Source organism: Paenibacillus sp. E222 (assembly GCF_013401555.1).
Taxonomy (GTDB): Bacteria; Bacillota; Bacilli; order Paenibacillales; family Paenibacillaceae; genus Paenibacillus.
Genome location: NZ_CP058552.1, coordinates 3,529,165 through 3,541,788, shown reverse-complemented (window position 1 = coordinate 3,541,788; position 12,624 = coordinate 3,529,165). Strand labels below are relative to the sequence as shown.

General features: G+C 45.9%; 16 protein-coding genes. 3 read left to right on the top strand and 13 right to left on the bottom strand.

The features are described from left to right. Positions 1-13: 13 nt before the first annotated feature. Complete coding sequence (locus tag HW560_RS15910; protein ID WP_179263877.1) at positions 14-916, top strand: manganese catalase family protein; 903 nt, start codon at positions 14-16, stop codon at positions 914-916. Positions 917-1,029: 113 nt separating this feature from the next. Here the strand turns inward: HW560_RS15910 and HW560_RS15905 are convergent, their stop codons facing one another. The 5 genes from HW560_RS15905 to HW560_RS15885 all read right to left on the bottom strand — a co-directional run bounded on the left by HW560_RS15905 (position 1,030) and on the right by HW560_RS15885 (position 4,015). Further along, a complete protein-coding gene (locus HW560_RS15905; RefSeq protein ID WP_257031946.1) occupies positions 1,030-2,049 on the bottom strand; it encodes a VanZ family protein in 1,020 nt (339 codons plus the stop codon). A gap of 15 nt (positions 2,050-2,064) precedes the next feature. Continuing rightward, positions 2,065-2,382: a DUF6809 family protein gene (locus HW560_RS15900; protein WP_179263876.1), complete on the bottom strand. Its 318-nt coding sequence runs from the start codon at positions 2,380-2,382 to the stop codon at positions 2,065-2,067. A gap of 145 nt (positions 2,383-2,527) precedes the next feature. Beyond that, positions 2,528-2,707, bottom strand: coding sequence for a ribbon-helix-helix protein, CopG family (locus HW560_RS15895; protein WP_179263875.1), 180 nt, complete (start codon positions 2,705-2,707; stop codon positions 2,528-2,530). Between the two features lie 289 nt (positions 2,708-2,996). After that, positions 2,997-3,383, bottom strand: a complete 387-nt coding sequence (locus tag HW560_RS15890; protein WP_179263874.1) for a DUF5071 domain-containing protein — start codon at positions 3,381-3,383, stop codon at positions 2,997-2,999. Between the two features lie 62 nt (positions 3,384-3,445). Next, a complete protein-coding gene (locus HW560_RS15885) occupies positions 3,446-4,015 on the bottom strand; it encodes a DUF3221 domain-containing protein (protein ID WP_179263872.1) in 570 nt (189 codons plus the stop codon). A 581-nt stretch (positions 4,016-4,596) separates the two neighbouring features. On the opposite strand from HW560_RS15885, the gene HW560_RS15880 reads away from it, so the two are divergent. Next, on the top strand, positions 4,597-4,746 hold the full coding sequence (locus HW560_RS15880) for a hypothetical protein (RefSeq protein ID WP_179263870.1): 150 nt from the start codon (positions 4,597-4,599) through the stop codon (positions 4,744-4,746). A gap of 128 nt (positions 4,747-4,874) precedes the next feature. Here HW560_RS15880 and HW560_RS15875 read toward each other — a convergent pair whose 3' ends face one another. From HW560_RS15875 to HW560_RS15860, 4 genes are all read right to left on the bottom strand, one after another. Next, the gene (locus HW560_RS15875; protein ID WP_179263868.1) at positions 4,875-6,590 is read right to left on the bottom strand and encodes an ABC transporter ATP-binding protein; all 1,716 of its coding nucleotides are present in this window, start codon (positions 6,588-6,590) and stop codon (positions 4,875-4,877) included. Positions 6,591-6,635: 45 nt separating this feature from the next. Further along, entirely contained in the window at positions 6,636-7,667 is a 1,032-nt protein-coding gene (locus HW560_RS15870) for a FecCD family ABC transporter permease (protein ID WP_090901195.1), read from the bottom strand. A gap of 2 nt (positions 7,668-7,669) precedes the next feature. After that, positions 7,670-8,725: a FecCD family ABC transporter permease gene (locus HW560_RS15865; RefSeq protein ID WP_090901198.1), complete on the bottom strand. Its 1,056-nt coding sequence runs from the start codon at positions 8,723-8,725 to the stop codon at positions 7,670-7,672. A 233-nt stretch (positions 8,726-8,958) separates the two neighbouring features. Continuing rightward, entirely contained in the window at positions 8,959-9,696 is a 738-nt protein-coding gene (locus HW560_RS15860) for a glycerophosphodiester phosphodiesterase (RefSeq protein WP_179263866.1), read from the bottom strand. A 220-nt stretch (positions 9,697-9,916) separates the two neighbouring features. Here HW560_RS15860 and HW560_RS15855 point away from each other — a divergent pair, with 220 nt between their 5' ends. Further along, positions 9,917-10,252, top strand: a complete 336-nt coding sequence (locus HW560_RS15855) for a hypothetical protein (RefSeq protein ID WP_090901204.1) — start codon at positions 9,917-9,919, stop codon at positions 10,250-10,252. A gap of 174 nt (positions 10,253-10,426) precedes the next feature. On the opposite strand, the gene HW560_RS33495 is transcribed toward HW560_RS15855, so the two are convergent. The 4 genes from HW560_RS33495 to ung all read right to left on the bottom strand — a co-directional run bounded on the left by HW560_RS33495 (position 10,427) and on the right by ung (position 12,585). Next, positions 10,427-10,558, bottom strand: coding sequence for a YjcZ family sporulation protein (locus HW560_RS33495; protein ID WP_208642734.1), 132 nt, complete (start codon positions 10,556-10,558; stop codon positions 10,427-10,429). Between the two features lie 98 nt (positions 10,559-10,656). Further along, a complete protein-coding gene (locus HW560_RS15850) occupies positions 10,657-11,241 on the bottom strand; it encodes an LOG family protein (protein WP_179263864.1) in 585 nt (194 codons plus the stop codon). A 234-nt stretch (positions 11,242-11,475) separates the two neighbouring features. After that, a complete protein-coding gene (locus HW560_RS15845; RefSeq protein WP_090901210.1) occupies positions 11,476-11,895 on the bottom strand; it encodes a hypothetical protein in 420 nt (139 codons plus the stop codon). Positions 11,896-11,916: 21 nt separating this feature from the next. Continuing rightward, complete coding sequence (gene ung / locus HW560_RS15840; protein WP_063565748.1) at positions 11,917-12,585, bottom strand: uracil-DNA glycosylase; 669 nt, start codon at positions 12,583-12,585, stop codon at positions 11,917-11,919. Positions 12,586-12,624 lie beyond the last annotated feature (39 nt).

The window sequence follows — 12,624 nt, the reverse complement described above, 5'->3', positions numbered from 1 at the left end:
AGGTTATACCCGAATGTTCAAACGTATGGATGAAATCGCAATTGAAATCCCCAATGTCGAGAGACCAGACCCGAATGCAGCGGCAGCGATACAAGAATTGCTGGGTGGTAAATTCGGAGAAATGTCAACGTTGAACAACTACCTCTATCAATCCTTTAACTTTCGCTCCAAGGAAAAATTGAAACCCTTCTACGATCTGGTGATGAGTATCACCGCCGAAGAATTAGGTCATGTGGAGCTTGTGTCTCATGGTATTAACAAATGCCTTAGAGGTTCTACCGATTACAAAGAGCCGGATAATACACCACTCGGTTCTGTGAAGGATGCACGTCTGTCTTATCATTTCCTTGCTGGCGCACAGGGAGCAATGCCTTTCGACTCGATGGGCAATCCGTGGACCGGAGCGAATGTCTTCAACAGTGGCAATCTGGTCGAAGATCTGCTGCATAACTTTTTCCTCGAATGCGGAGCCCGCACACATAAAATGAAGGTTTATGAAATGACCGATCACCCCGCAGCCCGGGCAGTTGTTGGCTATTTGCTGGTACGCGGCGGCGTGCATGTGGTCGCTTATGCTAAAGCGCTTGAGATTGCAACCGGAGTGAATGTAACCAAATTGGTACCGATTCCATCCCTGAGCAACAAATCTTTTAAAGAGGCGTGGAAATACGAAGAAAAAGGTCTACACACCAAGCTGTATACCTATAGTGATAAAGACTTTACTGCGATCAGTCAGATCTGGAAAGGGACACACCCCGAAGATGGACAACCGCTGGAAGTCATTCAAGGCGTACCTGAAGGTTATCCGATTCCTGAAGCTCCCCCGGTGGAAGAAGAATTCGCCCCAGGCATTTCGCAGGAAGACTTCCAGGAAATTGCACGTCGTCTCAAAATGGCGGGAAATATTGCGGATTAAGGCAGCGTTATGTAATGGATGTACTAGCTGTTGTTGTTGATATGGCATGAAAATGGATAAAGCCCTCAGATCTTGCTGCTTAAGTGGCAGGATCGAGGGCTTTTATTAATGTATTAAAACATGGATTTAATGCTGTTGATGAACTTTTGCCCTGTGTTTGGCTCTGTAAGTGTAATGTCCCACATCACTATTTTGGTCATCAGATTTGAACCATCGGTTATTACTTTTATAGTCAGTTCTTTAACTCCCTTTAACGGAGTTTGAAAAGAGTCAGGATGGTTCTCCGCACTGTTCGCTGATACAATCAAGGAATAGATTTCTGTGCCATCGGCGATAAAGCTTATTGTAATAGGCTCATGGCTTGCTGTTCGGATGACATCGTCCGGTATAGCGAAATAACCTTTCATATTTTTGTATTTTCCATTTAAGAGATATGAAAACTCATTCGTTTTTTGTATTTCTCTACTGTACAGATTGATTTTAGGCTCAACATTTGTCTGGCCTACTGTAAAACTGGAGAGTTCTTCATCCCATACTACAGCCCCGTCACTCAAAGCAAGTTCATTCAGTGCAACACTTTTTCCGTCAACGTTTTCTAAATAATGATTGAGGCCGCCAACAACAGTGATCGTACCTATTGAAAAAATAATCGCTGTCAGGAAGATTCGAATAAGTCCTTTTAATGTGTTCCGATGATGCCTTATTATCCTCTGCGCCCCATATCCCACGGCAGCCCCTAAAGTATTAATCAGGATATCGTCTATATCAAACGCACCTAAACGGGAAATCATTTGCACTGTCTCTAACATCGAAATACAGAGAACGAATATACTGATAAAGCGAATAAACCCACAGCGAAAGAGGAGCGGAATGACCATTCCGAAGGGGATGAATGCTATAAAGTTCCCCATTTCAAAAAACCAAATCTTAAAATCTCTCCCCATTGGAAAATGTAAAGGAATTCCTTGAAGGGATAAGCTGTATCGCAAGCCCTGATCAGGACTGGACGAGCTTCTATCGAAGCCCAGGAATAAGAAATACAATGTTAAACAAGTATACAACGATAACAACACAATGATGAATTTTCTTGATTTTCCTTGATACAAAATCAAAATCACACCTTCTTTTTTCAATAAAATTCTACACCATCATATTATTCCTACACTACAATTTGCAGAGGTCGCCAAAACCGACTCCTCACGTTGACTCATCACTTCAATCAGCATGTTGGCTCCCAGTCGAAATCCCTGAATAAATGCAGCTTCGCTATGCATACCATCACATTGACCACACAAGTCGAACAACTGTTCAAGCTCACGGAATTCGTCCTCGCTCAATCGATTCTTCCATTGTTCTGTCAGAGCCGCAATTTGCCGCCCTAATAATTGGTATTCAGGATGTGTCGGCATCATCGTCTCATCCGGGCGAAGTCGCCCGTTATAAAGTGCTTCCAAAATTGTATTCATGTGCATCCTCCCAGAAATGGATTCGCATCGACTTGAATGAGCGTTCTGCACATGGTAGGATATTTATGCAGTCAGCTCATTCTCATAGTGATTGCGGGATAGGAAGCAGCGCTGTTCTTCTCGGGACTCACGCTGCTTCCTTTTTCTATTTTTGGAGCTCGTCGTAAATCCTCTCAATCCCTTTGCGAACGATGTCTGATCGGTTCGTATTCAGCTTCTCAGCCGAAGCATCGAGCTTGTTCATAATTTCTTGATCAACACGGATTTTGATCGTTTCGCTTTTGGGATTGTCAGACAGCGGACGTCCCATCTTCTTGGCGGACATTGCTTCACCTCACTTTTTGTGCCAACAATAATAGCATAGTTGTTGTTGGCACAAAAAGTCAACGGATTCGTAAAACATACGTTCGTTTTTTCGTGGATTGCAGACTAAACATAAGTAGATCGTTAGCCCAACTCCGAAACAAAATATCACTCATGTTATATGTAATAATGCTTGTACTTTAATGAATGATCTGTTTTTGACAAAAAACAACCCCGAAAGGCATTAAGCCGTTCAAGGTTGCTAAGGACTGCTCTTTAGTATGAACTTTTCTGAATCACTGAACTACTTTTTATTGTATTTTATTCAGCAATGGTATTATAACCTCATCCAATTTCTCAAGCAGCTCACTTTTTGTAGGATTTTTCAAAATTCTTTCCAAATCAACCTTCAATCCTATTAGATATCGCGAAGGCAATCTACTGACTAAACCACTGAGCATAAAATATTCCCACTGTGGATCTTTTGTTTTAAATACATTTTGAATATGAGGAACAAGTTCTTCTCCAAATCTTAAAAGTAAATCTTCGACGGATTTCGAAATGGGCCAATTTCCATCTTGCAACCACTCCATCAGCTCAGGAATGATATCTCGCAACTCTTCATTACCGAATTCACTTAACTTACGCACCGCTTCAAAATCGGACTTGTCGCGGGGAAGCCACTCCCTAATATCCATTTAAATTTCCTTTCTCATCTAATTATCTAATTATCGATATGCAAAATGAAATACTCCCTCTGTTACTCGACTGGCTCTACATCCTCTACTCTGATCTCAATCTCATCTTGATTCTCCGTCGTTGACATCGCATCTCTCATGCGAATAGTCCACGTCCCTACATCCTGATAAAATTGTACATCTACAATCACAGGAATACTTATCTTTTCTCCATCTGGTGTGAACAGTCCAACCCGAATCGCATCCTCCTCACTCATATGAGCACCATCTGGGGTGGCCGGACTGGATACAGCAATCGTTCCCGCTCTGGCTTGTCCAGGGTAAGGCTCGTTTTCGGGGCTGCCATCCGTCCAGATCTCAACATAGGAGCCGATCTGCGGATCAGGCGCATTGGAGAACCATTTTGCCGGATAATACCGACTTTCTCCTCCGTTCGCACCGAAGTCTTTATACGCAGGATCAACCACTAGAATGGAATCGTCTTTGCGCTCAACCACATAACCAGTGAATTCATCTTCACTTGGTGTATTCGCTTGAGTTTGCACAGAATTACAATCGATATGTCCTGAACATCCAGTAAGGCATACGATCAGGATTGAGAGCGATATCAGAGCTCGACGAAGATGGAACATAGGTAAATCCCCTTTATTAAAACCTATTTCTAATTTCAACGTTCCATATATGGTTATTGTTGCATGCAAACATATGTTTATCATAAACTTGAGGGCAACAAAATTACTTCTTTCTGTACTGCTTGTACCCATACCTTCCCCAGATCACTAATGTCACGCATAACAAGAGGGCACAGTATGCCCAGGTAAAAAATAAAGCCAATCCCAGCCCGATGTTGGCTCCTATATATCCCCCGCGTAACTCCGTATATAATGCATACCCCAATGGTACGCTACCTAAAATAAAAAGTCCGATTAACCATCCGCGCCAACGTTTAACAGATCCCTCTCTATCCTTGGAATTCTTTTGGATGCCTTGAGCCAGTATAATCAATATTAAAATCAATATTAGCCAGGTTATGAAAATGTACAACATAACGTTTGTCTCCTCTCCTTCAAATTCCCCTTATTTTTGTACAAAGGATTTCCGCCTGTTTGTCCATTGTACTACCCTCCCGCTTTCAATAAACTTATCACATTGACTAAATAGATAAATGATTATCATTATCCAATAAGTAATCTATGCGGGAGGAACTATAACGATGAAAGCAACACGCAAGCTCAGTACCCTTATACTCATGATTACCCTGATTGGTGGGCTGTTATCAGCCTGTAGCAGCAAAGCAGAGCCATCCACTACAACCGCTGAAGCAGAATCAGGTGAATCCACCACCTCAACTCAAGCTCAGTAACGTGATAATAAAAAGTAGAAAAAGACGCCTTCGTCTTACTCAGGATCATGAGTAGACGAAGGGGTCTTTTTTAAATTCATATACTGCTTTCTTATGCAGAGTCAGCGTTCACGAACTTTCTGTTACGTTCAGGCGCCAAACTGTGCATAATGCAGACGGCTGTATACACCACCTGCTGCAAGCAGTTCCTCATGACGCCCCTGCTCTGTGATTCCATGCTCGGCAACCACAATAATGCGATCCGCATTTTTGATCGTAGCCAATCTGTGGGCAATGACCAATGTAGTCCGTCCTTCGGACAATTCCGCAAGGGATTGCTGGATCGCTGCTTCTGTCTCCGTATCCAGTGCAGATGTAGCTTCGTCCAAAATTAGAATCGGAGGATTCTTCAGGAACATACGCGCAATGGACAAACGCTGTTTCTGTCCGCCGGACAGCTTCACACCGCGTTCACCAATTAACGTGTCCATTCCTTCCGGCATGGAAGTGATCAGTGTTTCCATCTGTGCACGACGAGCTGCCATCCAGATTTCTTCTTCTGTTGCATCCAGCTTGCCATACGCGATATTCTCACGAACTGTTCCATCGAACAGGAACACGTCCTGCTGAACAATTCCAATCTGACTGCGCAATGAATCCAGCGTCATATCTTGAATCTCCTGACCATCGATCGTGATGCGACCTTCCAGCACATCATAGAATCGAGGCAGCAGACTGCACAGGGTTGTTTTCCCTGCACCGGATGGTCCAACAAGGGCCACGGTTTCACCAGCGTGAATATTCAGATCAATCCCTTTCAGAACAGGCTCCTGGTCCGAATAGCCAAAGGTCACCTGCTCATAACGGATATCTCCACGCAGATGAGATACGGTAGCGGCACCTGGTCGATCTTCAACGTCGGGCTCCATATCGAGCAATTCTGTATACCGTTTGAAACCTGCAATCCCTTTTGGATACGTCTCAATAACGGAGTTGATCTTCTGAATAGGTGTAAGAAACACATTGGACAGCATAATAAAGGCAATAAATTGACCGTAGCTCATACTGCCATTAATGACAAACCATGTGCCACATACCAGCACAAAGAGGGATACCAGCTTCATCAGCATATAACTGATCGAAGAGTTCCAAGCCATGATTTTGTACGCGATCAGTTTGGTCTGACGGAAACGGCTGTTGTTTACAGCGAATTGTGCTTTTTCATGCTCTTCATTCGCAAAAGCCTGAACCACGCGAATACCACTTACATTGTTTTCTACACGTGCGTTAAAATCTGCTATATCCCCGAACATTCGGCTAAAGGCCTTGGACATTTTGCTGCCAAAATACAAGGATAGATAAATAATGAGCGGCACGATGATAAATGTTAACACGGCCAGATTTCCGTTAATACTCATCATGATGCTGAATGCACCAATCAACGTCATGACTGCGATAAATACATCCTCCGGACCATGATGGGCAATCTCGCCGATATCCATCAGGTCATTGGTCATACGAGAGACCAGATGTCCGGTTTTGGTATTGTCAAAGAAACGGAATGATAGCTTCTGTACATGATTGAAAAGTGCCTTACGCATATCGGTCTCGATGTTTATACCAAGCTTATGTCCCCAGTATGTAACAACAAAGTTGAGGAACGAGTTTAATAGATAGATCGCGAGCAGCGCAAGACATGCCCATAATATCCAGTCCCAGCGTCCCCCTGGCAAAAGGTCATCCACGACTCTATTAACTGCCAGCGGGAAGGCCAGTTCCAGCAGAGCTACGAATATCGCGCAGCTAAAGTCCAGAATGAACAGCTTTTTGTAAGGCCTGTAATAGGCAAAGAAACGGCGAAGCATGGACTGAAGCCCTCCTTATAGCAACCATACCATCATGATTGCTTTCTATTTCGTTTTGCTCAAGAGATACAGGAAGTACGGGGCACCAATGATGGCGACCAGAATACCTGCCGGAATCTCGGAAGGCTGCAAGATTACGCGTCCCAGCGTATCTGCAACAAGCACAAGCAATGATCCGACCAATGCGGATGCAGGCAAAAGGAACTGATGTTTGGGTCCCACGAGACGACGTGCCAGATGCGGACCTATTAGACCCACAAAACCAATGCCGCCACTGACGGATACGCATGATCCGGCTAGTCCCACGGCTGCAGCCAGCAGGATCAGTCTTTCGCGCTCCACCGGAGCGCCGAGACCACTCGCTGTTTGATCCCCAAGGTTCAGTACATTAAGCACACGGGCTTTATACAGAACAAGCGGCACAAGGACAATGAGAAACGGCAGCAATGCAGATACGAATTTCCAGTTGGAACCCCAGATGCTACCTGCCATCCAGGTGGCTACAAATTGATACTTCTCCGGACTAAGCCGAAGTGTTAACACGATCATGGCTGAGCTGATCCCTGCCGCTACCCCAATCCCTGTAAGCAGCATGCGTGTAGGCATGAGACCCTCTCCCTTTTTGTAAGAGAGCACATAAATCAGAAATGCAGCAAAAGTTGCCCCGATCAGGGCCAGGATGGGCAGCAAAAATACAGGAGCCGCCGTTGTTGTCGGGAAGAAGGAGACAAACAACATAACAACCAATCCGGCTCCAGCGTTGATACCGAGAATCCCTGGATCAGCCAGAGGATTTCGGGATACCCCCTGCAGAATACAACCGGATAATGCAAGTCCCGCACCGACAAGAACCGAAATGACGATACGCGGCAAACGGAATTCAAACAGGATCAGTTCCTGCTTTGCCGTCCCACCGCCAAACAAGGTCCGCATCACCTCAAGAGGGGAAAGCCGGGTGAACCCTGTATTCATACTGATAATAAAAGCGGTAATAATTAACGCACCCAGTACAATCATGACAATGGTGCTTTTTGTTCTCTTTTTGCGTTCTGCTCCAACCAGAGTTGAGGATTCCATCGTTACAGAGTCCTCCTTTCTTTACGCGCCAGATAGAGGAAGAAAGGTACCCCAATTAGGGCAACCAAGGCGCCAATTGGCGTCTCATATGGCGGGTTAATCATACGTGCAGCCAGATCCGCGAATACGAGCAGCAGACTGCCCATGACAGCGGAACATGGAATAATCCAGCGATAATCGACCCCAACCAATTTGCGTGTGAGATGGGGAATGATAAGCCCAACAAAACCAACAGCACCAACCACGGATACAGCTGTACCTGCGAGGATTAGGACAACAATCAGACCAACCAGTTTGATCAAGCCAGTACGTTGACCCAATCCAACGGCGATATCTTCCCCCAAGCTAAGCAGCGTAATGGAACGGGAGATAATAATCCCTGCAATAAGCGCAGCCAAAACCCAAGGGAACATGACTTCCAACTGGGACCATTTCGTGCCGGCTACACCGCCCGCTGTCCAGAAAGCGAGGTCTTGTCCAATTTTGAAATACAGTGCAATCCCTTCACTGAGTGCTGACAGCATCGCTGACACTGCCGCCCCCGCCAGAACGAGCCGGAGAGGTGTAAGTCCGGATTTGGAAGCCGCACCGAAACCATAGACCAACAGAACCCCAAGTCCTGCACCCAAGAAGGAGTACAGAATGATATACATATATGGCATGCCCGGGAAAAAGGCAAAGCAGATAGCAAGCGCAAATCCTGCGCCAGCATTCAGTCCGAGCAGCCCGGAATCAGCCAGCGGGTTACGGGTCATCCCCTGCATAATGGCACCGGCTACTGCGAAGCAGGCACCCACCATCGCTCCGCCAAGAATACGCGGTAATCGAATCTCCCATATAATCTGATGCGGAGTCAGTTCAGGATTAAAGTTAAAAATGGCCTCCCATACCACGCTCAGCTTGATATCTGCCGCCCCAAACGAAATGGACAACGCCATACCCAGCGCGAGCAGCAGAATCCCCCCGGTCAGGATCAATGTGGCAGCCCAGGGACGAGTGTGTATTTGGGCTGTAGGTGATTCCGTAGGTTGACTTGCTGATGAAACTTTCGAACTCATATGTCCCCACCCTTGTTATGAGTGGTGTAGACGCATCCTATGTACATAACATTCACCTCTCTATTAATACATAACTGATATTGATTCTCATTCCCATAGACCATTGTATGTCAACTAGCTGTCTCTGGCAATGGACAAATGGGACATGTTTATTGCATAAATGAATTTTTGTACTAAAAAAAGCTGCATGGAGTATAAGAACTCCAATGCAGCACCTTGGTTTGAGATATGATTTAACGACTATGTACAGCAGTCAATGCTGCCAGCACATCCGGCACATCCGTAATAATTCCCTGAACACCCATGTCGATCAATTCCTGCATTTCAGCAGGATCATTCACCGTGAACGGGTGTGTTGCAATTCCCTGAGCCAAAGCAGCAGCAACTTCTTCTCGTGTTACAGCAACCTTGTAGGGATGCAGAGCAGAAGCTTCCAGTTTAGCCGCATAATCATATGGGCGGTACAGCTTTTCCATATATAAAATTGCTGTGCGAATTTCCGGGGCAAGACGTTTGCACCTCACTAACGAGGCATGATTGAAGCTAGATAGAATCACCTGTTGTTCCATGCCCCAATCCCGAATCGCTTGGATCAACTTTTCTTCCATTCCCTTATAGCTAACAATACCATTTTTCAATTCCAGGTTAAGTAGGATGTCTTTCCCACGAACCAAATCAAATAATTCATCCAAAGATGGAATACGTTCTCCAGCAAAATCGGCATGGAACCAAGCTCCTGCGTCCAGCGTACGCAATTCTTCAAACGATTTATCCTTGACCCAGCCTTCTGCTCCGGCAGTGCGGCTTAACGTCTCATCATGTATCAGTACCAGTCTACCATCACTGGACAGCTGGACATCCGTTTCAATGCCTGTCGCTCCAAGCTGAAAACTTCGTTCAAACGCAACCATTGTATTCTCGGGACATACGGCAGATGCTCCCCTATGGGCGATATTTTCTATTTTTTTCATTCCAGCGCCTCCTGAGTTCAACATTAACTCTATGATTCTCACTATAAACGCAGTTTGTCATACCTGTATTAACAGAGCGTTTAATTGCATGCCCCGTCCGTGAATAGGGCAACGTCTTGGAGGGCTGGGGATTCACTCATTTTGTGAACTCAATCTGTAAAGCAGACATAATATAATATCAGTCATAGACAACTGCACTCCGCTGTAAGGAGGTCGCCCATTGAAACCCCTAACGAAGAACAGATCTGTATCTCCCAAATCTCCCTCCAAAAAAGCTCCCTTGCTCAGAGTTTCTGCCAAAAGCAGTTCTGGCAAACCCAACAACAAAACAAGAACGCGCCCTGGACCACGCCAACACATGAAAAAGGCATCTGTTCGGGGGCTCTCTGTTCCAGACAAAACAAGTAATCAATCATCTGCTCTTGAAGAACAACATCAACTGGATAAGTTGGCTTTTATCGCTGCCATCCTTGCTCTTATTGCAGCCGCAATTGGACTATACATTGCCTGGAGAACACTCAGTTTGCCTGGTGGTGGTGCTGAGGTAACGGTCTAACTCCTCTTGCCCCGCTCTGTCTCTCTTTTCCATGGAGACGGAGTTCTTTTTTTGCAGACAGAAAAAAACCGTTCCCCTGAGACGCCAGCCATACCGGCGTCTCTTTGGAAAGGCCATTTCTTCATCGGGCGTTGCCCCGGCGACCATGTCACCGTCCCGGAATGGCTAACCGAATTACAGAATGAATGTACGAGAGATGATAACGAGCAGGATAAACAACACCAGAATTGCGCCTGTTGATGTCCATGCTCCACCGGCAAACCCACCGTATCCGTAACCGTATCCTGTGCCTTTGATTTCGCTCATGAGTGACACTCCCCTCTTTTAAGAAAGTACACTATAGACTATGTTTGGAGAGGGAACTTGCTTGGGCACATCGAAAAGTTTTCTGCTGGAGCGGGTAGTTACTTATCCTGAAGCTGAGACCACTTCTGGGTCAACTGTGCCGGAATATAGGATGACATCCGGTTCAACAGTTCAGCCGGATCGGATTCCAGACTCCATAGACTAAGATGTGAGGTATTGGAAAAACCTTCATGCACGCTGTGATCAACCATTTTCATCAATGGCTCGTAATATCCGTTTACATTTAACAAACCGACAGGTTTACGATGAATGCCGATCTGTGCCCAGCATAGAACCTCGAATAATTCTTCAAATGTCCCCATACCACCAGGAAGAGCCACAAATCCGTCGGACAGCTCGGCCATCGTTGCCTTGCGTTCATGCATCGTACCTACTTCAATCAGCTGCGTAAGGCCTCCATGTACAACCTCTCCCCGGAACAAACCAGTCGGCATGACACCAATCACTTCTCCACCCTGCTCCAGAGCAGCATCCGCGACGGCACCCATTAATCCCATACATGAACCGCCATAGACAAGTGCGTACCCGCTATCGGCGATCTGTTTACCCAAGTTGATAGCCTGCTGTGTGTAATCGGGGTGATTTCCCGGGTTGGAGCCTGCAAAAACACATATACGTTTCAATGGGTTTCACTCCTTCTTGATATCTATTTCATTAGTGTACAACATGAATGTAAATACTATGTTACATCACACATCATACACAAGTGAATAAAAAAAACCCGACCGTTTGCAGCCGGCCGGGCTCCCATACTTAGTACACATCATTTAGAAGGGGTTGTTATACTGTTTACTATAAAGGCCGAACATTAAATCCATATGATCTTTGCATGAAATGAATATTAAATATCCGTGGACTTATCGTATTCCACGTCGTGAGCGCACCACAAACATATGCTTGTCCTTACGAAGAATCCGGCCGTCTGCAAGCTCAACCTGATCATCATTATGGCGTATAATTGTTGTGGATAATGCTACAATTTTGGCCCGACGCCAAATCATAACCTGTGATTTGAAATAGATGGCATTTTCAAACTGTACGGCCTTTTTCATCACATATCCAACCTTATGCACCTCGGAACGCGCTTTTTTCAAGGGAAGGCTCTCTTCAGGCAGAGGCCGGATCATTGCGATATTGTCGAACGATACCTTGATCCGCTTGGGTCCGATTCGTACACAATCCGCTTCTTCATCCCACTCGACCAGCGTTCCTTTCAGTGGCTCTCGTATGCCGGTTGCACGATATACGGCTACTTTCCGTCCTACCCAATGTCGCAATGCCATCGCCCCCCCGTTTGTCTAGTTTTCCGGTATCGTCCAATCAATCGGTTCAATACCTTTGGAGGTCAGAAATTCATTGGCTTTGGAAAAAGGACGACTGCCCAGGAAGCCACGATGTGCTGCAAGCGGACTTGGATGCGTAGACTCCAACACCAGGTGTTTATCCCGGTTAATGAATGCCCCTTTCTTCTGGGCATGACTGCCCCAAAGCATAAATACCATCGGTTCTGAACGTTCATTCAATGCCCGGATGACAGCGTCAGTAAACGTCTGCCAACCTAGTCCCTGATGGGAGTTCGGCTGTCCTTCCCGTACCGTCAGAACCGCATTAAGCAACAGCACGCCCTGCTCTGCCCAATGAACCAGCGATCCGTGATTCGGAATCGGCAGACCCAGATCCGCGTGAAGCTCCTTATATATATTTTTCAAAGAAGGAGGAACGCGCACCCCCGGTCTGACCGAGAAACTTAATCCTTGAGCCTGACCCGCTCCGTGATAAGGGTCCTGACCGATAATAACGGCCTTGACCTTATGGTACGGGGTCAGTTTAAGAGCCGAGAACAAATCTTCCTTGGGTGGAAAGATGGTCTGTGTTTTATACTCGGCGGCGAGTGCATAACGAATGTTGTTAAAATACTCGGCTTCAGTCTCTTCCTGAAGTACAGAGTCCCAATCATTTCCAAACATATGTAAAGGCTCCTTTCCCTGATGAATACATATCCGTGC